Origin of the sequence: Gemmatimonas aurantiaca T-27 (genome assembly GCF_000010305.1) — a bacterium.
In the GTDB taxonomy this organism is placed as follows: Bacteria; Gemmatimonadota; Gemmatimonadetes; order Gemmatimonadales; family Gemmatimonadaceae; genus Gemmatimonas; species Gemmatimonas aurantiaca.
In genome coordinates this window covers 1,954,339-1,979,718 of the sequence record NC_012489.1, presented here as the reverse complement: position 1 = coordinate 1,979,718, position 25,380 = coordinate 1,954,339, and the positions used below count along the sequence as shown (strand labels likewise).

At 65.0% G+C, this 25,380-nt stretch carries 24 protein-coding genes; all 24 read left to right on the top strand.

The window, feature by feature from the left end:
• The first annotated feature begins 5 nt into the window (after positions 1 to 5).
• The 24 genes from GAU_RS08495 (at position 6) to GAU_RS22205 (ending at position 25,358) form a co-directional block, all read left to right on the top strand.
• Positions 6 to 1,586: a 2Fe-2S iron-sulfur cluster-binding protein gene (locus tag GAU_RS08495; protein WP_083765548.1), complete on the top strand. Its 1,581-nt coding sequence runs from the start codon at positions 6 to 8 to the stop codon at positions 1,584 to 1,586.
• A complete protein-coding gene (nuoH, locus tag GAU_RS08490) occupies positions 1,583 to 2,944 on the top strand; it encodes an NADH-quinone oxidoreductase subunit NuoH (protein WP_083765547.1) in 1,362 nt (453 codons plus the stop codon). Before GAU_RS08495 ends, nuoH begins: the two co-directional genes overlap by 4 nt.
• Positions 2,944 to 3,441 carry a NuoI/complex I 23 kDa subunit family protein gene (locus GAU_RS08485; protein ID WP_197526067.1) on the top strand — a complete coding sequence of 166 codons (498 nt, stop codon included), beginning with the start codon at positions 2,944 to 2,946 and terminating at the stop codon, positions 3,439 to 3,441. Before nuoH ends, GAU_RS08485 begins: the two co-directional genes overlap by 1 nt.
• The gene (locus tag GAU_RS08480) at positions 3,438 to 3,944 is read left to right on the top strand and encodes an NADH-quinone oxidoreductase subunit J family protein (protein ID WP_012683142.1); all 507 of its coding nucleotides are present in this window, start codon (positions 3,438 to 3,440) and stop codon (positions 3,942 to 3,944) included. Before GAU_RS08485 ends, GAU_RS08480 begins: the two co-directional genes overlap by 4 nt.
• The gene (gene nuoK / locus GAU_RS08475) at positions 3,941 to 4,234 is read left to right on the top strand and encodes an NADH-quinone oxidoreductase subunit NuoK (protein WP_012683141.1); all 294 of its coding nucleotides are present in this window, start codon (positions 3,941 to 3,943) and stop codon (positions 4,232 to 4,234) included. The genes GAU_RS08480 and nuoK overlap by 4 nt, the downstream gene beginning before the upstream one ends.
• The gene (gene nuoL, locus GAU_RS08470) at positions 4,231 to 6,255 is read left to right on the top strand and encodes an NADH-quinone oxidoreductase subunit L (RefSeq protein ID WP_012683140.1); all 2,025 of its coding nucleotides are present in this window, start codon (positions 4,231 to 4,233) and stop codon (positions 6,253 to 6,255) included. The genes nuoK and nuoL overlap by 4 nt, the downstream gene beginning before the upstream one ends.
• Positions 6,255 to 7,832 (top strand): complex I subunit 4 family protein, encoded by a 1,578-nt coding sequence (locus GAU_RS08465; RefSeq protein WP_052574323.1) that lies wholly within the window; start codon positions 6,255 to 6,257, stop codon positions 7,830 to 7,832. Before nuoL ends, GAU_RS08465 begins: the two co-directional genes overlap by 1 nt.
• A 2-nt stretch (positions 7,833 to 7,834) precedes the next feature.
• A complete protein-coding gene (locus tag GAU_RS08460; protein WP_012683138.1) occupies positions 7,835 to 9,397 on the top strand; it encodes an NADH-quinone oxidoreductase subunit N in 1,563 nt (520 codons plus the stop codon).
• A 57-nt stretch (positions 9,398 to 9,454) separates the two neighbouring features.
• Positions 9,455 to 10,834, top strand: coding sequence for a phosphomannomutase/phosphoglucomutase (locus GAU_RS08455; RefSeq protein ID WP_012683137.1), 1,380 nt, complete (start codon positions 9,455 to 9,457; stop codon positions 10,832 to 10,834).
• A 40-nt stretch (positions 10,835 to 10,874) separates the two neighbouring features.
• Positions 10,875 to 13,457, top strand: coding sequence for a UPF0182 family protein (locus tag GAU_RS08450; RefSeq protein ID WP_012683136.1), 2,583 nt, complete (start codon positions 10,875 to 10,877; stop codon positions 13,455 to 13,457).
• Between the two features lie 133 nt (positions 13,458 to 13,590).
• Positions 13,591 to 14,736 (top strand): ADP-forming succinate--CoA ligase subunit beta, encoded by a 1,146-nt coding sequence (sucC, locus tag GAU_RS08445; RefSeq protein WP_012683135.1) that lies wholly within the window; start codon positions 13,591 to 13,593, stop codon positions 14,734 to 14,736.
• On the top strand, positions 14,733 to 15,605 hold the full coding sequence (sucD, locus tag GAU_RS08440; RefSeq protein WP_012683134.1) for a succinate--CoA ligase subunit alpha: 873 nt from the start codon (positions 14,733 to 14,735) through the stop codon (positions 15,603 to 15,605). Before sucC ends, sucD begins: the two co-directional genes overlap by 4 nt.
• A 76-nt stretch (positions 15,606 to 15,681) precedes the next feature.
• A complete protein-coding gene (locus tag GAU_RS21845) occupies positions 15,682 to 16,575 on the top strand; it encodes a CBS domain-containing protein (protein ID WP_012683133.1) in 894 nt (297 codons plus the stop codon).
• A gap of 3 nt (positions 16,576 to 16,578) precedes the next feature.
• Positions 16,579 to 17,004, top strand: coding sequence for a nucleoside-diphosphate kinase (gene ndk / locus GAU_RS08430; RefSeq protein ID WP_012683132.1), 426 nt, complete (start codon positions 16,579 to 16,581; stop codon positions 17,002 to 17,004).
• Positions 17,005 to 17,130: 126 nt separating this feature from the next.
• On the top strand, positions 17,131 to 17,643 hold the full coding sequence (locus tag GAU_RS20680; RefSeq protein ID WP_012683131.1) for a YceD family protein: 513 nt from the start codon (positions 17,131 to 17,133) through the stop codon (positions 17,641 to 17,643).
• 37 nt (positions 17,644 to 17,680) lie between these two features.
• Positions 17,681 to 17,863, top strand: a complete 183-nt coding sequence (gene rpmF, locus GAU_RS21840) for a 50S ribosomal protein L32 (protein ID WP_012683130.1) — start codon at positions 17,681 to 17,683, stop codon at positions 17,861 to 17,863.
• Between the two features lie 2 nt (positions 17,864 to 17,865).
• Positions 17,866 to 18,906 (top strand): phosphate acyltransferase PlsX, encoded by a 1,041-nt coding sequence (plsX, locus tag GAU_RS08420; protein WP_012683129.1) that lies wholly within the window; start codon positions 17,866 to 17,868, stop codon positions 18,904 to 18,906.
• Positions 18,903 to 19,895: a beta-ketoacyl-ACP synthase III gene (locus GAU_RS08415; RefSeq protein ID WP_012683128.1), complete on the top strand. Its 993-nt coding sequence runs from the start codon at positions 18,903 to 18,905 to the stop codon at positions 19,893 to 19,895. Before plsX ends, GAU_RS08415 begins: the two co-directional genes overlap by 4 nt.
• Before the next feature lie 30 nt (positions 19,896 to 19,925).
• Positions 19,926 to 20,879: an ACP S-malonyltransferase gene (gene fabD / locus GAU_RS08410; RefSeq protein WP_012683127.1), complete on the top strand. Its 954-nt coding sequence runs from the start codon at positions 19,926 to 19,928 to the stop codon at positions 20,877 to 20,879.
• Positions 20,879 to 21,637: a 3-oxoacyl-[acyl-carrier-protein] reductase gene (gene fabG, locus GAU_RS08405; protein ID WP_012683126.1), complete on the top strand. Its 759-nt coding sequence runs from the start codon at positions 20,879 to 20,881 to the stop codon at positions 21,635 to 21,637. The genes fabD and fabG overlap by 1 nt, the downstream gene beginning before the upstream one ends.
• A gap of 105 nt (positions 21,638 to 21,742) precedes the next feature.
• A complete protein-coding gene (locus GAU_RS08400) occupies positions 21,743 to 21,982 on the top strand; it encodes an acyl carrier protein (protein WP_012683125.1) in 240 nt (79 codons plus the stop codon).
• Positions 21,982 to 23,223 carry a beta-ketoacyl-ACP synthase II gene (fabF, locus tag GAU_RS08395; protein ID WP_012683124.1) on the top strand — a complete coding sequence of 414 codons (1,242 nt, stop codon included), beginning with the start codon at positions 21,982 to 21,984 and terminating at the stop codon, positions 23,221 to 23,223. The genes GAU_RS08400 and fabF overlap by 1 nt, the downstream gene beginning before the upstream one ends.
• Positions 23,224 to 23,301: 78 nt before the next feature.
• Positions 23,302 to 24,507, top strand: a complete 1,206-nt coding sequence (locus GAU_RS08390) for a CofH family radical SAM protein (RefSeq protein ID WP_012683123.1) — start codon at positions 23,302 to 23,304, stop codon at positions 24,505 to 24,507.
• 2 nt (positions 24,508 to 24,509) lie between these two features.
• Positions 24,510 to 25,358: a menaquinone biosynthesis protein gene (locus GAU_RS22205; RefSeq protein ID WP_012683122.1), complete on the top strand. Its 849-nt coding sequence runs from the start codon at positions 24,510 to 24,512 to the stop codon at positions 25,356 to 25,358.
• Positions 25,359 to 25,380: the final 22 nt, after the last annotated feature.

Below are 25,380 nucleotides of genomic sequence, written 5' to 3'. Positions count from 1 at the left end.
ACATCATGGCTGACGTGAAGATGGTGTCGCTCACGATCGAAGGGCGTCCGGTCACGGTACCGGATGGCACGTCGATCCTGGAAGCGGCGAAGTCCGCTGGCGTGCTCGTGCCGCACTATTGCTACCATCCGGGACTTCCGGTGGCTGGCGTGTGCCGCATGTGCCTCGTGGAAGTGGAGAAGTTCCCCAAGCTCGCACCGGCCTGCGCCACGTCCGTTGGCGAAGGACAGGTGGTGCATGTGCATTCCCCGAAGGCGCTCGAAGCGCGCAAGGGTGTGCTCGAGTTCCTGCTCATCAATCATCCGCTCGACTGCCCGATCTGCGATCAGGCCGGCGAGTGTGAGCTGCAGGACTACACGTTCGCCGAAGGGCGCGCCGATTCGCGCTATCGCGAGCCGAAGCGCTTCAATCCCGTCGAGGACTTCGGCGGCGATGTGCTGTATGTGCAGAACCGCTGCATTCTCTGCACGCGTTGCGTGCGGTTCATGGATGATGTCGTCCATGAACCCGTGCTCAATGTGTCCGAGCGTGGCGATCGTGCGTTCATCGGCAAGGCCGAAGGACACGACCTGACGAACCCGTGGGCGGGCAATGTCGTCGACCTGTGCCCTGTGGGCGCGCTGTTGTCGAAGGACTTCCTGAACAAGGCGCGTGCGTGGGAGCTCGATCGCGCGGCCACCGTGTGCACCGGCTGCAGTCAGGGGTGCAACGCCGTCGCGGAAACGCGCGACAACGTGGTGGTGCGCCTCAAGCCGCGTCCGAACGACGAAGTGAACCAGTACTACATGTGCGAAGTGGGTCGTCAGGGCTATCGCGATTTCAATCGTCGTGATCGGGCCGACCAGCCACTGGTGCGTGTGAACGGGCAGTTGCAGGTGTCGGATTGGGAAGACGCGATCACGGTGGCCGCGCAGGTCACCGAGGGGCGTCGCCTGGTGGTCATCGCCTCACCCAACCTGTCCAACGAATCGCTGTTCCTGCTCGAACGCATGATCGCCGAGCGCAACGGGACTGGTGTGTTCCGCCTGTCGCGTGGCAACGAGTCGGTGTTGCCGGGCGCCAAGGATCTGGCACTGCGCGCTGAGCGCGCGGCCAACGCCACGGGCGCACGCTCGCTGGGGTTCAGTGAAGTCACGCAGTTCACCGATGCCATCCGCAGCGGTGACGCCGTGTTTGTCGTGGGTGACCAGCTCGATGGTATCAATGCATCGGAGCTCTCTGCGGCCAGCAGCGTGGTGTACATCGGCACGGCGCTGCCGGCGGCCATCGCGGCCTCGGTTTCGGCGGTGTTGCCGGTGACGAATACGCTCGAAGAGGAAGGTACGCTCACCAACCTGCGTGGTCGTGTGCAGCGTTACCTGCAGGCCCGCACCGCCCCCGGCGTGGCGCGCCCGACCTGGTATGTGTTGGCCGACCTGCTCACCGCCATCGGTGGCAACGGCCGGTTCTACCTGCCGGCCGAAGTGTTCGCGGCACTCGCCGCGACGCACAGCACGTTCGCGGGGCTCGACTACGACGCGCTGGGTCTGCGCGGCTTGCCGTTGGCGCCCGCCGGTGCAACCAGCACGGCCGAGGTGGCGGTATGATCGCCCGACCCGTGATGGCTGCCATCGATCTGGCGGCGTGGTTTCCTCGCGCCGATTCGCAGTTGGCACCCGAGGCGATCGGCACGTTTGTCGCCGCCAGTGTGGTCAAGATTCTGGTGGTGTTCGGTGTCTGGATGCTCACGGTGGCCATGCTGACGCTCGTCGAGCGCAAGCTGGCGGCGTGGTTCCAGGATCGTCGTGGTCCGAATCGCGCAGGCCCGGGCGGCATCCTGCAGCCCGTCGCCGACGGTATCAAGAATTTCATGAAGGAAGAGACCAATCCGCCGTTTGCTGATCGGTGGCTCTTCATCATTGCGCCGGCGCTCGCGTTCATTCCGGCCATGCTCACGTGGGCCGTGATCCCGCTGGCTGCACCGTTGCCAACACCGTGGGGTCTCATCGACATGGCGGTGGCGCCGGTGCCGGTGGGCTTCCTCTTCGTGCTCGCGATCTCGTCGCTTGGTGTGTACGGCATGGTGTTGGCCGGCTGGTCGTCCAACAACAAGTACGCGCTGTTGGGTGGCCTGCGCTCCAGCGCGCAGATGGTGTCGTATGAAATCGCGATGGGCATGTCGACCATTCCGGTGCTGCTCCTGGCCGGCAATGTCTCGCTGAACACCATCGTGCAGCAGCAGGCTGGCATGGGCTGGAATGTGTTCTCGCTGACCATCGCGTGGTTCACGTTCCTCGTCGCGGCATTTGCGGAGACCAACCGCCTGCCGTTCGACTTGCCCGAAGCCGAGTCGGAGCTGGTGGCCGGCTATCACACGGAATACAGCGGCATGAAGTTCTCGATGTTCTTCATCGCCGAGTATTCGAACATGATCACGGTGAGCGCGCTCACGGCGACCATGTTCTTCGGTGGCTGGGATCTGCCGTTCACGCAGTGGGACAACGTCGCGCCATTCACGGTGCTCAAGACGCTGGTCACACTGATCGCCTTTGCGCTGAAGACGGGCTTCTTCATCTTCGTCTTCATGTGGGTGCGCTGGACGCTGCCGCGCTTCCGCTACGACCAGCTCATGTCGCTCGGCTGGAGCATCATGCTGCCGGTGGCGCTGGCGTACATCGTCATCATTGCGGTTGCCTCGCTCGGCCTGGATGCGCTGGGTGTGACCCGCGGACCCTTGTTCACGCTGGCATTGCTCGGCCTGAACGTGGTGCTGATTGCCATCTTGCTGACGTGGCTCGACCGCGGCAAGCTGATCAGCCCCGCGAGTGCCCGGGTGGCACCAACAGATTTGGAGCGCCTGCGGGCGCGTGGTCTCGACTTGTCACGCCGCAAGCTCGCGGCGCAGGGTGTACTGCCTGACGCGGCCAATACCGCGGCCGGTGTGATTTCCGAAGGGGGCAACTGATGGCGATCGGCGTGAAGGTCATGCAGCGTCCACTCGAGCGCGTGAGCTACATCCGCTCGACGCTGGCGGGCATGGCCACCACCTTCAAGCACCTGGTCGACCCGCACAAGGTCACCATGGAGTATCCGGAAACGAAGTGGGATCTCTCGCCGCGCTGGCGAGGGACGCACCGGATGCTCACCACGGAAGACGGCAAGGCCAAGTGCGTCGCATGCGGCCTGTGCCCCACGGTGTGCCCGGCCAACTGCATCAAGCTGACGCCCGGTGAAGACGAGCAGGGCAATCGGTATCCGCTCGTATTCGAGATCGACGAGTTCCGCTGCATCTTCTGCGGCTACTGCCAGGAAGTGTGCCCGGAAGAGGCGATTCACCTCGGCCGTCACTACGAAAACGCCGAGTACGATCGGGCGTCGTTCGTCTATGACCTCGAGCGTCTCACCGCGCAGACCCACCCGGTGAGTGAACTGTGGGACCCCGCTGACCCGAAGGGCGAATGAACGCCTTCTATCAGTTTCAGTTCTACTTCTTCTCGCTGCTGGCCATCGCGTCGGCGCTGCTGTTCGTCACGCGCAAGAATCCGGTCCCGGCCGCCCTGTGGTTGGTGAACGTGATGTTTGCGCTGGCCGGTTTGTACGTCATGCTCGACGCCCCGTTCGTCGGCACCATTCAGGTGCTGGTGTACGCGGGCGCGATCATGGTGACGTTCGTGTTCGTGGTCATGCTGCTCAATCTTGGCAAGACCGAAGTGTCCGACATCCGGTCGCTCGGTACGCGGCTGGGCAGTGGGGTCGTGGGACTGGCCTTGCTGGCCAATCTTCTGCTGGCTCTCCGGCAGCATATCGAAGTACCTGAGTTCTCGGCGGCCAGGGACAACGTGGTGGAGCCGGTCGCTGCCGCGTTGTTCACGGATTACCTGGTGGCCTTCGAACTGACCAGTCTCGTGCTCCTCGTGGCGGTCATCGGTGCCGTCGTGCTGGCCAAGCGGCGGGTGACGTCATGATCACCGAAGCACTCATCGTCTCGGCGATTCTATTCGCCATCGGGGTTGTCGGCGTGCTGACCCGCCGCAACGCCATCATTCTGTTCATGTGCGCAGAGCTGATGCTCAACGCCGTGAACCTGAGCTTTGTCGCGTTCTCGCGCCTCCACGGTGTCACCGGTCACGTGTTCGTGATCATGGTGATGACCGTGGCGGCGGCCGAGGCGGCGCTTGGCCTGGCCATCGTCATCGCGATCTACCGGCACTTCGGAACTGTGGACCTGTCGAACCTTCGCACCCTCCGCGGATGATCGCCGCCCTGCTCCCGTTCCTGATCCTGCTGCCGCTGCTCGGCTTCGTGGTGAACGGCGCCGTCGCGCTGTCACGGGCCAGTGCAGCCGACGGCGCGCGCAGCACCGCGCGTCATCCGCTCGTGTCGATCGTGGGCCCCGGCGTCATCATCGCAGCTTTTGCGGTGGCCATGGCGCTCTTCATGCGCATGCGCGTGGGCATGGCCGGCCCAGCGATCGTCTCGCTGGGACAGTGGATGCCCGTGGGCAATCTCGTCATCGACTGGAATTTCCAGTTGGATCAGTTGTCGATGCTGATGGTGCTGGTCATCACGGGCGTCGGCTCGTTGATCCACCTGTTTTCGATCGGCTACATGCAGGACGACCCGGGCTATGCGCGGTACTTCGCATACCTCAACCTGTTCGTGGCGTTCATGCTGGTGCTGGTGCTGGGCGGCAGTTACCCCGTGATGTTCGTGGGCTGGGAAGGTGTGGGCTTGGCCTCCTATCTGCTCATCGGCTTCTGGTTCAGTGACAAGGCCAACGCGGACGCCGGCAAGAAGGCGTTCGTGGTGAACCGCGTCGGCGACTTCGGTTTCCTGGTCGCGATGTTCCTGATCTGGGTCACCACGCAACACCTCGATTTTGTGGGCGCGCACAGCGTGTTGGGCGGCATGGGCGGCACCCCGGTGGTGTTGGCCATCGCGCTGTTCCTGTTTGTTGGCTGCGCGGGCAAGAGCGCGCAGTTGCCGCTCTACATCTGGTTGCCTGACGCCATGGCCGGCCCGACGCCGGTCTCCGCGCTCATTCACGCCGCCACCATGGTCACGGCGGGTGTGTACCTGGTCGCGCGGGCCGCGCCGATCTTTGCCGGAGCCCCCGAAGCGTCGCTGGTCATCACCGCCATTGGTGCGCTCACGGCACTGTTTGCCGCGACCATCGCGCTGCGGCAGTGGGACATCAAGAAGGTGCTCGCGTACTCCACCGTGTCCCAGTTGGGCTACATGTTCGTGGCCGTGGGCAGCGGGGCGTATACCGCCGGTGTGTTTCATCTGGTCACGCACGCCTTCTTCAAGGCCCTCCTGTTCCTCGGCGCCGGCTCGGTGATCCACGCGATGCACCACGCGTATCACCACACGCACCGCCACGACGATCCACAGGATCTTCGTAACATGGGTGGCCTCGCGCGCTTCATGCCGGCCACGGCGGGCGCGATGACGCTGGCCACGCTGGCCATTGCCGGTGTACCGCCGCTCGCCGGTTTCTTCTCCAAGGACGAAATCCTCGCGGGTGTCTTTGCCCGTGCGCACGACTCACCGCTGGCCAACGCCTCGCTGCTCGGCATTCCGGGCAGCACGGTGCTGTATGCCGCCTATGGCATCGGTATCCTGACGGCGTTGCTGACGGCCATCTACATGACCCGCATGCTGCTGCTCGCCTTCTATGGTGAGAATCGCACTGGCGAAGCCGAACGCAGTGCGCTGCATGAGGCGCCACTCATCATGACCGCGCCGGTGCTCATTCTCGGCGTACTCACGCTCGCCGGTGGCTGGCTCAACCTGCCGGCGCTGATTCCGATTGGACCCGTAGGGGTGCTCGAGCATTGGCTCTCGCCGGTCACCGCCGCCAGCGCCACACGACTGGCCGGGGCAGGGCACCTGTCGCATGACATCGAGATCGTGCTGGTGGGGATTGCCACCGGTGTGGCCCTGCTGGGCATCGTGATTGCCGTGGTGTTGTATCGCAAGCCGATGGCCGACAAGGCACACGCGCCGGTGGACAACAGCTTGCTCGCCCGCGCCTATGGTGTGGATGACATCGTCGACACGGTCATCGTGAAGCCGGTGAGTGCGGTGGCCGACACCGTGCTGGCCCGCGGCGTCGACCGTGGCATCGACCAGGGGTTCTCGCTTGGCGGCTCGCTGCTGTCCCGCACGGCGTCATTGATGGGGAGCAAGTTGCAGGATGGTGATGTGGGCAAGTACGCGTGGCTGCTCGCGGTCGGTGCCCTGGCGTTGATTGCGGCCCTCACGCTGAGCTGATGATGCGCGATATGCTGCTTTCCCTGGGAATCGATCGCTGGGTGTTGCCGGCGATGCTGCTGTGGCCAGTGCTGGCCGCGGTGCTGGTGCGCATTGGTGGACGTGATGTGTCGCGTGACGATGCCGGCAACGAAGCGCCGAGCGGCGGCCCGGACGCCCGTGTGCTGACGTTGGCCGCGCTGGCTGTCGAGGCGCTGTTGGCCGTTGCCGTGTGGGGCGTGTTCGACGTGGACGGGCGTGGTTGGCAGGCACGGGTGGACATCCCCTGGCTCGCCGATCTGGGCGCGACGCTGAGCCTTGGTGTGGATGGCCTGTCGCTGCCGATGGTGGTGCTCACGGCGTTCGTGGTGCCGCTCGCCCTGTTGGGTTCGTGGAACAACGTGCGCGTGCGGACACCGGCCTTTGGTGCCCTGCTGCTGTTGCTCACCAGTGGACTCGTGGGCGTGTTCATCACGCTCGACCTGCTGGCGTTCTACCTGGCGTGGGAACTGATGCTCATTCCCACCTACCTGTTGGTGGGTGTGTGGGGCGCCGCCGGCACCTCGCGGGCCAGCCTGCGCTACGTGCTCTTCACGCTGGTGGGATCGCTGCTGATGCTGGTCGCAATCATCGCGCTGTGGAACGCCGGCGGTGGCACGTCGCTGCATATCGACCACTTGCTGCAGGTGGCGCTTTCGCCGCGGGCACAGCTCTGGATGTTCCTCGCGTTTTTTGCCGCCTTCGCGGTGAAGTCCGCGCTGGTGCCGTTCCACACGTGGTTGCCCGATGCCCAGAGCGCCGCTCCGACCGTGGCTGCGGTGACACTGGGTCTCAAGGTTGGTGCGTACGCGATTCTGCGTTTTGCCATCCCGCTCTTTCCGGCGGCGGCCATGGACTACACGGTGCGTAGCACGATCCTGGTGCTGTCGGTCATCGCGGTGGTCTATGGCGCACTGGTGGCCATGGCGCAGCGCGACTTCAAGCGCGTGATCTCGTACAGCTCCGTCAGCCACTTGGGTCTCATCATGCTGGGCAGCTTCGTGCTGACCCCGCAGAGTGTGCAGGGTGCGGTGATGAGCATTGTCAGCAGCGGCATCGCCACCACGGCGCTGTTCCTGTTGGCCGGCATGCTCGAAGACCGACGGGCCACCACCGCCTTCTCCGCATTTGGCGGTCTGGCGAAGGTGCTTCCGTGGTTCAGCGTGGCACTCATCGTGTCCATGTTGTCCACCGTGGCCTTGCCTGGGACCATCGGCTTCGTGGGCGAGTTCCTGGTGCTGATCGGCACCTATGCGGAATTCCCGGTGCTCGCCGTCATCGCCACATCGGGTGTGATCTTCGCGGCCGTGTACGGCCTGCGCGCCGTACAGCAGTTGCTGTTTGAAAAGGTGGACACCGAAGCCAATGGCGCGCTTCCCGACCTGTCCGGTCGTGAGCGTTTTGTCATGGTGACGCTGGTGGCCGCCATGGTCTATCTGGGCGTGGCTCCTCACGCCATCCTGCAGCGCGCCGACCGCGCGTCGCAGGCCCTGATCGAGTCGGTTCGGTTCGGCCCCAATGCCCCGACGACGCTTCCGCCTGTGTCGCTGAGTCGCTGACGATGCCCGACGCTATGTCTGCCGGCGCGATCCTGCGCGCCCTTCTTCCCGAGATGCTGCTTTCCGGCGGCGCGATGCTGCTGCTGCTGGCATCGGTCTGGACGCCGCAAGGCAATCAGCCCGGTGCCGCGGAAGGTGCCGAACGCACCTCGGTGCTCGCGCGCTTTGGTGTCATTCTCTGCCTCGTGGTGGGCCTGGCGGTGGTGATCGCCTGGGGTGATGGTGCAGCCGGCACCCCCGACGGCCGCGTGGCCGGTGACGGGTTCCGGTGGGCCGTTGACCTCGTGATCCTGCTCGGCACCGCGCTGGCGCTCATGCTGCTCGAAGCCGAGCATCAGCGCAGTGCGGCGTTTGGTCCGGAAGTCCCGTCACTGATGTTGCTCGCGTCCACCGGCATGATGGTCCTCGCCGGCGCGCGGGACCTGATGTTCGTGTTCCTCGGTGTCGAACTGATGTCGCTCGCTGTGTACGTGCTGGCCGGCGTGAATCGTCGCAGCGCACGCAGTGCCGAAGCGGCCGTGAAGTACTTCCTGCTCGGCGCCATCTCGAGTGGGTTCCTGCTGTACGGCATGGCGTTGCTGTTCGGTGCCACCGGCAGCACGCGGCTCCAGGACATCACCGAATGGGCGGCCGCTCAGGCGACGCTGTCGCCGTTGTTCATGTCTGGTGTGGCTCTGCTGCTGGTGGGGCTCGCGTTCAAGGTCGCCGCGGCACCGTTCCATCTCTGGACCCCTGATGTGTACGACGGTGCGCCACTCCCGGTGACCGCCTTCATGTCGGCAACGGTGAAGACGGCCGCGTTCGCCGTGTTCGCCCGGATCATGATCGAAGGCCTGGCCGTCGCCGCGCCGCGCTGGCACATGGGTCTGTGGTGGTTGGCCGCGGTGACGATGGTGGTGGGCAATGTGTTTGCGCTCTCGCAGCGCAACCTGGTGCGCATGCTCGCGTACTCCAGCATCGCCCACGCCGGATATCTGTTGGTGTCCATCATCGTGGGCGACGCCGCTGGCACCAGCGCCCTGATCTTCTACGTCGTGTCCTACACGTTGGCGACGATGGGGGCCTTTGGGGTGCTCATCACGATCAACGGCGGCCGCGACCGCGCTCCCACGCTCGACGATATCGCCGGCCTGTGGCTGGTGCGTCCATGGTTGGCGATCGCGATGACCGTGTTCCTGTTGGCGTTCATGGGCATGCCGGTCCTGGGTGGCATGGGCTTCTTTGCGAAGTGGTACATCCTGCAGGCCGCACTGCAGGCCCCTGCGCCACAAACCATCCTGGCGGTGGTGCTGGTGATCGCCAGTGCGGTGTCGGCGGCGTACTATCTGGCGGTCGTGTCGGCGATGTTCATGCGCCCACGTCCAGAAGGTCAGCCGGTGCCGTCCACCACACCGCTGAACCAGTCGCTGATCGCGACGGCAGCGGTTGCACTGCTGGTCTTTGGGCTGTATCCCACGCCCATCATGGAATTGGCTCGACGTGCGACCACCACCACGTCACCAACGTCGAATCCCGCCGCACCGCGCGGCGAGGTACGTTTGCAGACAGCAAGCGTTCCGCGCTGATCTCCGGCGTGTGGCCTCAGGGTCGCACGCCGCTCCTGCCTTTGCCCCACCAGTCACATGGCCATCAGTCAAACGATCTTTCGGCAGTACGACATTCGCGGCATCGTCGGTCAGGACCTGACCATCGAAGTTGCGTATGGACTGGGACGGGGATACGCCGCGTTGCTCGCCCAACGGGGGATTCAGGGCGCGGTGGCGGTTGGCCGCGACAATCGCCCGACCGGCGATGCCCTGCGAGACGCCCTCGTTCGTGGCCTCACCGAATGTGGCGTGGATGTGGTGGACGTGGGGGTGGTTCCCACCCCGCTGCTCTACTGGTCGCTGCACCACGAACCCGTGGTGGGCGGCATCCAGATCACCGGTTCACACAACCCGCCCGAGTACAACGGCTTCAAGATGTGCCTCGGTACGGCGTCGCTGCACGGCGCCGATATCCAGACACTGTACCAGTTGATCATCGGCGGGCAGTTCCCGTCGGGCAGCGGCCAGGTGCGGCACGTCGAAGTCATCGACCGCTACGTTGCCGACATCGTCGCCCGCATCGGCCCGCTCACCCATGCCGATGGCACGCCCATCAAGGTCGTGTACGACTGCGGCAACGGCGCCGGTGCGCTGGTCGCTCCGCAGCTCATGGAGGCGCTGGGGGTACAGGGCATCGGCCTGTTCACCGAGAGTGACGGCTCGTTTCCCAATCACCATCCCGATCCTACCGTCCCCGAGAATCTCGAGGACTGCATTGCGGCCGTGGCCTCATCCGGCGCGGAACTGGGCGTCGCCTTCGATGGTGATGCCGATCGCATTGGTGTGGTGGATCGCAACGGTCGCATCATCTGGGGCGATCACATCCTGATCCTGTATGCACGCGACGTGCTCGCGCGCACCGGGGCAGGACAGCCGATCATCTTCGATGTGAAGTGCTCACAGGCGCTCACCGACGGCATCAGCCAGGCCGGTGGCACGCCGGTGATGTGGAAGACCGGTCACTCCCTCATCAAGGACAAGATGAAGGAGATGCATGCGCCGATCGCGGGCGAAATGTCGGGCCACATGTTTTTCACCGAAGGCTTTTACGGACACGATGACGCCCTGTATGCGGCAGCCCGGTTGCTGCGCATCGTGGCCGACTCCGGCAAGCGCGTGGACGAACTGCTCGCCGATGTGCCGCATTTTGTATCGACACCGGAAATCCGCATCGATACCGACGACGACACCAAGTTCGCCATCATGGCGAAGGCCGTGCCGCACTTCACCGCGTCCTACGATGTGATCGATGTGGACGGGGTGCGTGTGTTGTTCGGCGATGGATGGGGTCTGCTGCGCGCCTCGAATACGCAGCCCGTGATCGTGGCGCGGTACGAAGCCCGCAGCGAAGAGCGCCTGGCCGAGATTCGCGGGGTGATGGAAGGTTGGTTGCGTGAGCAGGGCGTCACGCTGTGACCAACTGTTGATGCACCGCTGAATCGCTGACGCTCGGTCCATGCGTGCACGTAGCTGGTTCCTGATCGGACTGCTCGTGGTAGCGGTGCTGCTGCTCGTTGGCCGCACCGCCACGGCGCTCGTTGTGGACCATGCGTGGTTTGTCGCCATGGACGCGCCCGCCCTGTTCTGGGAACGGGTGATCGATTCGGTCGTGCTGCAAGGTGGGGCCTGGGTGCTGGGGTCCGCGTTTGCATTTGCCAACCTGTACGCCGTACGTCGCACCATTGCCGACGTCGCGATGCAATCGCGCGTGGCCAATCTCGAGTTCACCTCGGTGGTGCCGCACAAGCGGCTGCTGTCCGCCACCATCATCCTGTCGATGGTGGTCGGGGCGCTGCTGGCCGTGCCGATGACCAATTGGACCGACCTCGCTCTCGTGCGGCACGGTCTGGCCTTTGGAGAGATCGAAGGCATCCTCGATCGCGATCTCGGCTTCTATGTGTACTGGTTGCCGTTCGAGGAGGCACTGTATCTGTGGACGCTGGTCAGTGTCGTATCGCTCACGGCCATGGTCCTGGTGCTGTATGCCCTCACACGCTCTCTGCGACTCGAAGGACGGCGTATCGCGGCTTCCACCCATGTCCGCCGCCACCTGAGCGCCCTGGGGGCGCTGGTGCTCGTGCTGCTGGCCTGGAGCTATCGCCTCGACGCCTTCGATCTCCTGCAGTACGGCAGCGGCGCAGAGGGGCTCTTCCTGCACATCGATCATCGATTCACCCTGCGCGTGGATTGGCTGCTCAGTGCGATGTGTGGTCTGGCGGCGCTGATCGTGTTGCGTACCGGTTGGACCGGCCAACTGCGCACCGCCTTCGTCACGCTGACGCTGGTGCTGGTGAGTGCGATCGGCCTCCGACATATCGCGCCGACCATTGTGGCGCGCACGGACGCCTTTGGAGAGCCGGCGCGGCGCGACCAGGACTATGTGGCCTCGAGGGCCTTGTTCAGTCGTCGCGCATTCGATGTGGATGGCATCCGACCAGCACAGGGCGTGCTCGAACTGCCCATGGCCTCTCTGCCCCTGCGCGCGAGCCTCTGGGATGAACGCACGCTGATCGGCGGTCTGGGGGCGAGTCTGTCTCCGTCGCGCGACGCCGGTGTGCTCGATCTCGATGCCGAGCCCGACAGCGATGGGGAGGGGCGGCGCGCGGATCGTGTCGGCAGCAGGCTGCTGCATCGCATGGTCGACGCCGCGCCGATGGGATGGACCATGGCCGATGGACGCATCGCCGCCTTGCTGGTGCGCCGGCCGGTGGCTGGCGGCGAGCCATGGCGTGTATCGCTGGTCGATGCGACCAGGCCTGCTGTGCGGGATAGCGCCATCGACCCCTTCGATGCCCGTCCCCGTGATCACGATGGCGCCTGGCCGCTGGTCGCCCCTGGTGTCAGTGGGGCACAGCTCATCGATGCCGCCGAGGTGCCTGGTGTCCCTGGCGCCTCGCTGGGGACCACCCAGTCACGCATTGCGCATGCCTGGGCGCTCCGCGACGCCACCCTGTTGCAGGCGGATACGATCAATGCGCGGGCGTTGCTCATCGTGACACACCGCGATGTGCGGGAGCGCGTGGAACGGCTCGCGCCGATCTTCGTGCAGGGCGAGCAGGTGTTCCCGGTCCGCGATGGTGACCGCCTCTTCTGGGCGCTGCACCTCTACAGCGCCTCCGACCGCTATCCGTTGAGTCAGCGATGGCAGATCGGTGGTGGCGTGTATTCGTATTTCAAGCTGTCGGCGACGGCCCTGGTGGATGCCACCACCGGCCGCGTGCGCCTCATTCCCGTCGACCGACCCGACCCGTTGGCCCGCACGTGGATGACCAAGCTGCCGTCACTGTTTGCTCCGGCGACCGCACTGCCCACCAGTTTGGTCAGCCAACTGCCACCGGCCACCGACGGCGCCGCCGCGCAGATCCGCACCTTCGCGCGATACGGCTCCCGTCTCGAGGGCTCGATCCTGCGGCATCTGCCGGACAGTGCGCTGGTGGGCGGTGCGCCGCCGGCCCTGGCCATGCAGATCGGCGCCACCACCACCATCGGCTGGACCGTGCCACTGCTTGATGCCGGCGATGAAATCGATGGCACCGCCACCGCGACCGGAGGAGCGGCCCGCGTGACGTATTGGACCGGCATCACGGCGCCCGGCAAACGGTGGCGCATCATGCTGGATCGTTTGGCGGGGGCCCTGGATAGTGCGCGCGCGGCGGTCCCGGACGGTGCACGGCGGGACAATCGGTTGCGGCTGGCCCGGGCCGAAGCGGTGGCCACCACCAGTGGCTTGTTCGTCGTCCAGCCGGTCCTCTGGTCACGGGGCGACGGCAGCCTGGTCGTGGCGCGGGTGGGCGTCACCGATGGAGACCGGGTGGGGATCGGGGCCACGCTGTCACAGGCCCTGGCCGCCATCGGGGAAACCACGTCCGGCGCCGGTACCATGGTGGGAGCGCCGGTCACACTGCTCACCCCATCGCCCGAAGAAGATGCCGGCCGCCTGTACGATGTCATGCGGCAGGCCCTCCGTCGCGGCGATTGGGGCGTATTCGGGACAGCGTTCGATAGCCTCGGGCGCGTATTGGGACGTACGCCGCAGTGACTGCGGCCGGCTCCACCCGTCGCCGGTTCCGGCGGGCGGACCGCGAGGAACGTGCCTGCCGCAAGCGGTTGCTGCGGCCGGGCCCGACCCTCTAGCATTGAACCATCGACATTCCTCGATCTTTGGAGAACGCGTGAACCTACACGAGTATCAGGCGAAGGAGCTGCTGCGGGTGGCCGGTGTGCCGATCCCGCCAGGTGAAATCGCCACGACGCCGGAGCAGGCGGAGGCCATTGCGAAAAAGCTTGGCACCGCCGTGATGGTAAAGGCCCAGGTCCATGCCGGCGGTCGCGGCAAGGCCGGTGGCGTGAAGTTCTGCCCGACGCCCGAAGCGGCGAAGGAAAAGGCCACGGCCATCCTCGGCATGACCATCAAGGACCTGACCGTCGAGAAGGTCCTCGTCACGGTGGCCGCTGACATCGCGTCGGAAGCCTACGTCGGCATCATCGTGGATCGTGCCACGAAGAAGCCGGTGTTCATGGTCTCCGCCGCTGGTGGCATCGACATCGAAGAGGTGGCAGCCACCACGCCGGAAAAGATCCTCTACCACCCGGTGGACACGCGCTACGGCCTGTTGCCGTTCGAAGCCATGCGCATGGGCTTCTTCCTGTATCAGGATGTGAAGCTGGCGCGCCAGGCCGCGAAGATCATGCAGCAGCTCTACACGGCGTTCATGAGCGCCGGCTGCTCGATCGCCGAGATCAACCCGCTCGTCGTGACGCCGCAGAATGAACTCATCGCGGTCGACGGCAAGATGGTCATCGACGACAACGAACTCGATCGCCTCCCGCAGATCGCCGCACTGCGCGACGAATCGTCGGAAGCGCCGAGTGAAGTCGATGCGCGCAACGCGAACCTCACGTTCATCAAGCTCGATGGCAACGTCGGCTGCGTGGTGAACGGCGCCGGTCTCGCGATGGCCACGATGGATCTCGTGAAGTACTACGGCGGCGACCCGGCCAACTTCCTCGACATCGGCGGCTCGTCGAACCCGGAGAAGGTCGTGAATGCACTGCGCATCATCACCGCCGATCCGAACGTCAAGTGTATCCTGTTCAACATCTTCGGCGGCATCACGCGCACCGATGACGTAGCCAACGGCATCGTCACGGCCACGAAGGCGAATCCGCTCAAGGTGCCCATCGTCATCCGCCTCACTGGCACCAACGAGGAGCTCGCGTTGCAGATCCTGAAGGAGAATGGCTTCTCCGCGTCGAGCGACATGGACTCGGCCGTGCAGCGTGCCGTGGAACTCGCCACCAAGGGAGGTGCCGCGTGAGCATTTTCATCGACAACAGCACCAAGCTGGTGGTGCAGGGCATCACGGGCCGCGATGGCTCGTTCCATGCCAAGCAGATGATCGAGTACGGCACGAAGGTCGTGGCCGGCGTCACGCCCGGTAAGGGCGGTCAGACGTTCGAAGGCACGGCGCCGATTTTCGATACGGTGTACGATGCCGTGCAGGCAACGGGCGCCAACACGTCGGTGATCTACGTGCCGCCGATGTACGCGGCCGATGCGATCATGGAAGCGGCGGCGGCGGGCGTGAAGTTCATCGTCTGCATCACCGAAGGCGTGCCGGTGCTCGACATGACCAAGGTGTATCCGTACGTGAAGGAGCATGGCGCCCGCCTGCTCGGCCCGAATTGCCCGGGTCTGATCACGCCGGGTGAGAGCAAGGTCGGCATCATCCCGGGCCGCATCTGCGCGCCGGGCCCGGTCGGCGTCGTCAGCCGCTCCGGCACGCTCACCTACGAAGTCGTGAACGCGCTCACCAAGGCCGGCATCGGCCAGAGCACGTGCGTCGGCATCGGTGGTGATCCGATCAACGGCACCAACTTCATCGATTGCCTCGCGGCGTTCGAGAAGGATCCGAACACGAAGGCCGTGGCCATGATGGGTGAAATCGGTGGCACGGACGAGCAGGAAGCGGCGACGTTCATCAAGGAGCACATGACCAAGCCGGTCGTGGGCTTCATCGCCGGTCAGACCGCTCCGCCGGGACGCCGCATGGGTCACGCGGGCGCGATCATCTCCGGTTCGGCCGGTACGGCGGCCGAGAAGATCGATTCGTTCAAGGCGGCGGGCATGGGCGTGGCCCAGCGTCCGATCGACTTCGTGGAGCTGATCAAGGCGCGTCTGGCCTGATCCGACTCTCGGACAGTGCAACGGGGTATAGGGCTATGGCCCTGTACCCCGTTCCTGTTTCCCCCCATACTGCCTGATGCCTTCACGCCTCGCAGACCTGCTCTCCGCCGCACGCCTGCGTGTGCCGATGAGTGCGGCGACTCTGGCCGACGCGGCCCATGAACTCGCGCGCTGCCTCGAAGAAGGGGGCAGCCTGTCGCATCCCGAGTTGCTGCAGGAACGCATCGAGGAGGCGCGCCCCGAGGACGTGGTGGGGCTGGCCGACCGGGCCTTCGTGGTCCACTACCGCACCGAGGCCGTGAAAGACCTCGTGGTGGCCCTCGGTCGGGCGGTGAAGCCGGTGTGCCGCGTCCTCGATGACGAGGAGAAACAGTGCGCCCGCATCGTGATTCTGGTGTGCTCACCACCACGTCAGTTAGCCAGGCATCTCCAGGTGGTGGGTGCGTTTGCCCGCGCACTCTCGAAGCCGGCGCACGTGGACGCCCTGCTGGCCGCCGATACGCCGGGGGCGGTGATGGGCCTGCCGTTTCTGACCGCCACCGATCTCCCGCCACAGCTCACGGTCCGGGAGTTGATGACCGTCCAGCCACGCACCGTCGGGCCCGATGCGCCGCTCAAGAGCGCCGTCCTCGAAATGGTGCGGTCCGGCCTCGGCGGATTGCCGGTGGTGGACGCAGACAACCGGGTCGTCGGCATGTTGAGCGAACGGGAGCTGCTGCGGGACCTCGTGAGCCGTTATCTTCCCCGCGCTGGGGGCGTCGCAACTCCTCAGCCGCCCACCACGGCGCGTCGAACGGTGAGTGACTTGATGACCCGTCAGGTCCTCTGTGTCGCTCCCGATCAGCCGCTGGCCGAAGTGGCGTCTCTCATGCTCAACAAGGACGTCGACCGGGTGCCCGTGGTGAAGAACGACCGTTTGGTCGGCTTCCTGACTCGCGGGGACATCGTTCGCAAATTGATCGGATTCTGACCCATGGCTGGTCGTCGCACTCTTACCATCGTGAAGCCCGATGCCTTTGCCAATGGCAAGGCGGGGCTCATCATCGCGCTGCTCGAGAAGTCGGGCTTTGTGATCAAGGCGTCGCGCGTGATGCACCTGACGCAGGCGCAGGCCGGCGAGTTCTATGCCGTGCACAAGGAACGTGGGTTCTATCCGGAGCTGGTGGAATTCATGACGAGCGGCCCGTGCATGCCGCTGGTGCTCGAGCGCGATGACGCCGTGGCCACGCTGCGCACGGTGATCGGCGCCACCGACCCGGCCGAAGCGGCCGAAGGCACGGTGCGCAAGCTGTACGCGGAATCGAAGGGACGGAACGCGATTCACGCGTCGGATTCCGACGAGAATGCCGAGCGCGAAGCCCGTTTCTTCTTCGCCGAAGCCGACGTCCTGGCAGGCTGATCGGCCAACTGCCGGGGGCGGCGCGCTAAGTCTGCATGGACACGAGACTTGAGCGGCCCTCGGCAGAGAGAATTGAGCAGGCCGGACCCTTGTGTAGGCTGGCCGGCCGCTCTATTTTCAACGGCTATGCTGTACTTCGACATCCGCAGTTTGGAAGCCGGTGCCGAGAGTGTCGATGGGACACTTGAGGTGAGTGATCCGGTGTGGCAGGAGAGCGACGCGCGTCCGGTGGAACCCGGGGTGCACGTGGTCGGTCGCCTGTCGGGTGCGGGTGCTGGTCGGTTTTATTTCAGTGGCCGATTCGAGGGTGCAGCGGTGGCGGAGTGCAGGCGGTGTCTGCGCGAAGTCACGGTACCGGTGTCGGACGAGGTGCATCTGTTGTTTGCCGAGTCGGAAGTCGACGAGGCGGATGAAGATGACGTCGTGCCGATTCCTGCCGGTGAGCGGGATCTCGATCTACGTCCGGCGTTGCGTGAGGAGTGGCTGATGGCCGTTCCCGCGTTTGCGCTCTGCCGGGAAGATTGTCAGGGGTTCTGTCCGTCGTGCGGTACCGATCGCAATTCGGAGGCATGCACCTGTCCTCCACCCTCGGATCCCCGTTGGGATGGTTTGCGCGTCGCGCGCGAGCCGCAATCCTGACGGCCTTTTTTGTCTCGAACGTTCAGGTCAGAGTCCCATGGCCGTACCAAAGCGCCGCACATCCAAGCGGCGGAAGCGCGCCCGCAACACGCACAAGGTAGCGCCCGCCATCGTGATCCAGTCGTGCCCGCAGTGTAGCGCCGCGAAGCGTCCGCATCGTGTCTGTGCGGAATGCGGTTACTACGCGGGTGAGCAGCGGGTAGCGGCGCAGGAAGCATAAGTTTGGCGCGCATCGCCGTGGATGCCATGGGGGGTGACTTTGCCCCCCGGGCCCCCATTGCGGGTGCGCTCCATGCGCTCGGAGCGCTGCCCCCGCATCACGAAATCGAGCTGGTCGGCCAGACGGCCGTCATCGAGTCCGAACTCGACGCGCTCTTGCGCGGCGAGCTCGCCGAGTTGGCGCACGTCCGTGATCGGATCACGATCGTTGAAGCTCCCGATGTCATCGAGATGTCGGACAAGCCGTCCGCTGCGCTCCGCCGAAAGCCCAACAGCTCCATGGTCGTCGGCGTCAAACGCGTCGCCGACGGAGTCGCACACGGTTTTGTCTCCGCCGGCAGCACCGGTGCGCAGATGGCCGTGTCGTTCATGCTACTCAAGCTGCACCCGGGCCTGACCCGTCCGGCGATTGGCGCCATCTTCCCCTCCATGCAGCAACCGCTGCTGGTGCTGGATGTGGGCGCCAATGTCGATTGTGCCCCTGCCGAACTCGTGCAGTTCGCGCGCATCGGCACGGTGTACGCCAAGGCGCTGCTCGGACGCGAGAATCCGGCCGTCGGACTGCTGTCCGTCGGCGAGGAAGCCGAGAAGGGCAATCTCGCCGTGAAAGACGCCCATCAGTTGTTGCTGAACGCCGGGCTCAACTTCATCGGCAATGTGGAAGGTCGTGATCTGCCACGTGGCGTCTGCGATCGTGGCCCGATCGACGTGGTCGTCTGCGACGGCTTCACGGGCAACGTGCTGCTCAAGTTCTACGAGAGCATCGGCCCCATGTTGATCGGCATGGTCTCCAAGGTCGCGCAGCTCGATCCCCGACAGGTGATGGGCTCCCTCAAGCAGTTCGATGTCGACGAGTATGGTGGATCACCGCTGCTGGGTGTGCGCGGCGTGTCGATCATCTCGCACGGCAAGAGCTCCCCGAAGGCCATCAAGAATGCCATCGCGGTCGCCATTCGCGCCTGGGAGTCGGGCATGACGGACGAAATCGGTCGCCGTCTCGCCGAATCCGTTCCCGACGCCTCCGATACCGGTTCGGCCACATGAAGCGCCCGGTTGCCTACATCGCGGGCACGGGACACGCCGTGCCTCGCCGCATCGTCACCAACGCCGATATCGCGGCGATGGGCGTCGACACGAACGACGAGTGGATCATCGAGCGGACGGGCATCCGCCAGCGACACATCGCGGGTGAAGGCGAGACGCTCACCTCCATCGCCGCCGAGGCCGCACGTCAGGCCATGGATCGCGCGGGAGTGACGCCCGGTGAAGTGGATATCATCATCCTCGGCACCGCCTCACCGGACCATCTGCTGCCGGCGACCGCCGTGGAAGTGCAGACGGCGCTGGGATGCGCGCGCGCGGCCGCGTTCGATCTGTCGGCGGCCTGCTCCGGCTGGTTGTACAGCACCATTGTGGCGGAAGCACTCATCGCCAACGGTTCGGCCAACACGGTGCTCGTGATTGGTGCCGAACGCCTGAGCGGCATCGTGGACTGGACCGATCGCAACACCTGCATCGTGTTCGGCGACGGGGCCGGTGCCACCGTCATGCGGCGGTCCGAAACCGGCCAGCGTGGTGTGCTCTCGCACTTCATGCGTTCAGATGGTGCGCTCGCCGAATTGTTGTGGCGTCCCGCCGGTGGTGGGGTGTTGCCCTTCTCGCCCGAAACCTTCGAGAAGCGTCAACACTACGTGCAGATGTCAGGGCGTGAAGTGTTCAAGCACGCCGTGCGCTCCATGGCCGAAGCCACCGATCGTGCCCTCGACGCGGCCCGCCTGACGGCCGCCGATGTCGACCTGCTCATTCCGCATCAGGCCAACATCCGCATCATCGACGCCACTGCGAAACATGCTGGCATCTCGATGGAAAAAGTGTTCGTGAACGTCGACCGATTCGGCAACACATCGGCCGCCTCCATCCCGATCGCACTCGACGATGCCGTGAGGCAGGGCGTCGTGAAAGAAGGGATGACGGTGCTCTTCGCAGCCTTTGGCGCCGGCTTCACGTGGGGCTCTCTGGTCGTGCGTTTCTGATCTTCACCTGCTGAACGCTGGTTCCTGAAGATGGCTACCGATTTTGTGCTGCTGCTTCCCGGTCAAGGGTCGCAGAAAGTGGGCATGGGGAAGGATCTCTACGACGCGTTTCCTGCGGCACGCGAGACCTTTCACGCCATCGATGATGCCGTGGGCAGTGCGCTGTCCACGCTGGCCTTCGAAGGCCCCGCCGATGAACTGACCCGCACCCTCAACGCGCAGCCCGCGCTGCTGGCGCACAGCGCCGCCGTTTGGGCGGTTGTGAAGGACACCATCGGTGCACGGGTGCGCGCGGCGGCCGGCCACTCGCTCGGCGAGTTCTCGGCCTATCACGTCACGGGAGCGCTGGAAGCCGCCGGCGCGGCGCGCATGGTGCGCCAGCGCGGCAGCCTGATGTACGAGCAAGGTGTCGCGCGTCCTGGTGCCATGGCGGCCATTCTGGGCGTGCTGACGGCCAACATCGATGACCTGTGTGCGCAAGCCACGAGCGAACGGGGTCTGGTGGTGCCGGCCAATTACAACAGCGAAGAGCAGGTGGTCATCTCCGGCGAAGTGGCCGGCGTGGAGCGCGCGATGGAGCTGGCCAAGGAAGCCGGTGCCAAGCGTTGCCTGCCACTGCCAGTGAGTGGGGCCTTTCACTCCCCGCTCATGGAGCCGGCCGCGGCGGGCCTTTCCGCAGCACTCGATGCGGAATCGTGGCAGGATCCACGTGTCCCGGTTGTGGCCAATGTGAACGCTGCCGCGATCACCAGCGCCGTCGAGGCGCGCGCGTTGCTCGTGCAGCAGCTCACCGCGCCGGTGCAGTGGACGCGTGTGATGCGCACCCTCGCCGAGTTGCACCCGGACGCCACCTTTGTGGAGATCGGGACCGGCGCCGTGCTGACCGGCTTGGCCCGCCGCATTGCGCCCTCCGTGAAGACCATGGCCTGTGGTACGGTGGCCGAAGTGGAAAAGCTGCTCGAACTCGCACAGCAGGAGAGCTGATGGCACACCCGACGATCGATCTGACGGGGCGCGTGGCGCTCGTGACGGGCTCTACGCGCGGCATCGGCCGCGCCATCGCGGAAACGCTGGCTCGTGCCGGCGCTCGTGTCGCGGTCACGGGTCGGGACGCGGAGAAGGCAGCGGCGGCGGCGCAGGAGATTTCGGCGGCCACCGGTGTGGAAGCCCGCGGGTATGCGGCGGATGTGTCGGACACGGCGCAGGCGGCCGCGCTGATCGAAGCGGTCGAAAAGGACTTCGGTCAGCTCGATATTCTCGTGAACAATGCAGGGCTCACGCGCGACAATCTCATGATGCGTCTCAAGGACGATGATTGGGACGCGGTGATCGATGCCAACCTGCGTGGCGCATTCGCGACCTGTCGCGCCGCCACCCGTGGCATGATGAAGCGCCGCTGGGGCCGGATCATCAACATGGCCAGCGTCGTGGGCATCATGGGCAACAAGGGGCAGGTGAACTACGCGGCGAGCAAGGCCGGGCTGATCGGCATGACCAAGTCGATCGCCAAGGAACTCGCATCGCGGAACATCCTGGCCAACGTCGTGGCTCCGGGCTTCATCGAGACGGACATGACGGCCGCAATGACACCGGAAGCGCGAGCCAGCTTGAGCACCAACATTCCGCTCGAGCGCCTGGGCACACCGGATGATGTGGCGAACATGGTACTCGTGCTCGCCTCCGACCTGACCAGCTATGTGACGGGCCAGGTCTTCGTGGTAGATGGTGGCCTCGTAATGTGACGCGACCGTCAGGATGGGCCTGGAAATCGAAGGCCCTCCCTGTGGTGCAGCGCACTGGCTAACTTCCCACTCTCACTTTCAAACAACTCCAGAGGAACCGTTCCCATGGCGGATCACGCGTCGAAGATCAAGGACATCATCGAAAAGGAACTCGGCGTGGAGCGCGAGAAGCTGACCCCCGAAGCCAGCTTCATCGAGGACCTCGGCGCCGACTCGCTCGACATCGTCGAGCTGGTGATGGAGTTCGAAAAGGAATTCAACATCGACATCCCCGACGAAGACGCCGAGAAGCTCCGCACGGTGGGTGACGCGGTCGCCTATCTCGAGGCGAAGGTCGGCGGCTGATGCGGCGGCGGGTCGTCGTCACGGGGCTCGGGGCGGTCACGCCTGTCGGAAACGACGTGGCGACGACTTGGCAGTCGCTGCTGGCTGGGGTGTCCGGCGGGGCACCAATCACGAAGTTCGATGCCAGCGCCTTCAAGGTGCACTTCGCCTGTGAGGTGAAGGGCTTCGATGTTGGGTTGTACATGGACCGCAAGGAAGCGAAGCGTGCGGACCTGTACACACAGTACGCGATGGCGGCGTCCGTGCAGGCGATGCAGGATGCCGGCCTCGCGTCCGGTGATTTTGTGCCGGAAGACTGCGGCGTCATCATCGGCAGTGGCATCGGCGGCCTGGCAACCATGGAAGAGCAGCACTCGGTGCTGATCAATTCCGGTAACCGGCGCATTTCGCCCTTCTTCGTGCCGATGTACATCGTCGATATCGCCGCGGGTGTGGTCTCCATGCGCTTCGGCGCCAAGGGGCCCAACTACGCCACGGTATCGGCGTGCTCGACCAGTGCTCACGCCATCGGTGAGGCGTTCCGTACCATCGTGTACGGAGATGCCGATGTCATGATCACCGGCGGCTCGGAAGCGTCGGTGTTGCCCATGGCCATCGGTGGTTTTGGCAACATGACCGCGCTCTCGGAGCGCAACGATTCGCCGGCCACCGCCTCGCGGCCGTTCGATGCGACGCGTGACGGGTTTGTACTGGGCGAAGGCGCCGGTGTGGTGGTGCTCGAAGAACTCGAACACGCCCGCCGCCGCGGAGCGCGCATTTACGGCGAAGTGATCGGCTACGGCGCCACCGGTGACGCCTACAGCCTCACAGGCCAGCCCGACGCCCACGAAGGCCTGCAGCGCGCCATGCGCAAGGCCATCAAGGACGGTGGGTTCGACCTTACGGAAGTCGACTACATCAACGCGCACGGTACCTCCACGCCGCTCAACGACGCCAACGAGATCAAGGCGATCAAGTCGGTGTTTGGCGAGCATGCGAAGGCGCTGTCCGTCAGCTCCACCAAGTCGGCCACCGGGCACCTGCTCGGCGCTGCCGGGGGTGTGGAATTCATCGCCTGCGCGCTGGCTGTGCGCGACGGCATGATTCCCCCCACGATCAATCACGCGACTCCCGATCCCGAGTGCGACCTGGACGTCACGCCCAACACGCCCAAGGCGCGTCCGGTGCGTATCGCCATGTCGAACAGCTCTGGTTTCGGTGGTCACAACGTCTCGATCGCAATCCGACGGTTTACCGAATAGCACCGTCGGGACATCGGTCGAGGTGACGCGCGACGGCCCGCAAGCACGGGTGGTCGCGCCAACGTCGGATGTATCCTGATGCCGCTCGCTGTCCCGTTTGATCTGTCCAGGCTGCGCGATTCGGCGCTCCTCCCGATCGGCCAGAAGCTGATCGACGGGGAGCGCCTCACCGTTGCGGATGGTGTGGTGCTCTTTCGCTCCCCCGACTTGCTCGGCGTGGGAGCCATGGCGGATGCCGCGAATCGCGCCCGTCACGGGGATCGCGTCACGTTCGCGTCCAACCAGCACATCAATCCCACCAACATCTGCGTGTTGCGCACCACGTGCGCCTTCTGCGGATACGCGCGCCTGCCCAAGGAAGAGGGCGCCTATCGGTACACGCTGGAACAAGCCCTGGTCGAGTCCGACCGCGCCGACGGGACCATCACGCGCGAGTTTCACATCGTCGGTGGCCTCGATATGCAGGCGGGGCTCGAGTATTACCAGACGCTGTTCCGCGCGCTCAAGGAGCGGCACCCGCAGGTGCACATCAAGGCGCTCACCGCCGTCGAAATCGCACACATCGCGCGCATCGAGAAGATGAGCCGCGCGGACGTGCTCATCGCGCTGCGTGAAGCAGGACTCGACACGCTGCCCGGTGGTGGTGCGGAAACGTTCAGCGCCGCCGTGCGTGACGTGATCGCCACCAAGAAGCTCGGCGGCACCGATTACATCGACGTGCACCGCACCGCGCATCAGTTGGGCATTCGCTCCAACTGCACCATGTTGTACGGGCATGTGGAAACCATCGAGGATCGCATGCAGCATCTCGAGATGCTGCGCGACCTGCAGGACGAAACCGGCGGATTCCTCGCCTACATCCCGTTGGCGTACCACCCCGATGACAACGAGTTGGGCAAGACACTGGGCCGTCAGGGTACGTCCACCACGGGCGCCGACGACCTGCGCAATCTCGCCGTCGGCCGGTTGTTCCTCGACAACTTCGAACACATCAAGTCGCACTGGATCATGGTGACGTCAGCCGTGTCGCAGTTGTCGCTGCACTTCGGCGTGAATGACATCGAAGGCACGGTGGTGCGCGAGAAGATCTATCATGCGGTGGGCGCCCACACGCCGCAGGGCATGACCTTGCCGCAACTGCTCACACTGATCCGTGGAGCAGGGAAGGTTCCGGCCGAACGGGATTCGTTCTACCACGTCCTGCGTGAGTTTGGCCCGGACGAGACGGGAGAGGCCGCGCCTGACGCGCCGGCGTCGGATCTCATCACAGCCGCGGCGTCCTGAGCATGCTGCGCGTCGGTCGCATCCGGTATATCAACTGCTATCCGGTGTACGGGGCCATTGATCGTGGCATCGTACCGCTGGCGGGCACGCTGGTGAACGGCGTGCCCACCGATCTCAATCGGCTGATGGCGGCCGGTGAGCTCGATGTCAGCGTGGTGTCGGCCGTGGAATACGCCCGGGATGCGACCAAACTCCTGCTGTTGCCCGAGATCGGCATCACCAGCGACGGCCCGGTGCGCAGTGTGATGCTGTTCAGCAAGCGCGCGCCACAGGATCTCGGGGGAAAGCGCGTCGTGGTGAGTCGCAGCAGCATGACATCGGTGGCGCTGCTGGAGCTGTTGTTCGAACATGTCTGGCGCTGTCGCCCGGAATTTGTGCCGGGTGACGCCGAGATGTCCGACATCGCGCGCTTTGAAGAAGAACCGCACGACGCGCGCCTGGTGATCGGCGATGCGGCGCTCAAGCTGTTCGACGAAAGCACGCGCGGTGGCGCCTGGGCTGAGCGGTATCCATGGCGCGAAGATCTGGGTGCCGCGTGGAAGGCCTGGACCGGACTGCCCTTCGTATTTGCGGTGTGGGTGGCGCGACGCGCCACGCCGGTGCACGAAGCGCTGTCGGCCCATGCTTCACTGATCGCCTCGCGTGACTGGGGACTCGAGCATCTCGATATCCTGTCACAGCAGGCCTCCGAATCGAGCGGCGTGCCGGTGGAGACCTGCGCCGAGTATTTCGCCGGTTTGGATTATCGCTTGTCGTACCCGCACCTCGCGGGGTTGACCGAGTTTTTCCGTCGGCTGGTGTTGGCTGGTCGCGTCCCCAATGGGACGTTGGCCTTCCTGCCGGCCGCCTGACCGCATCTTTGCCCGAAACGAG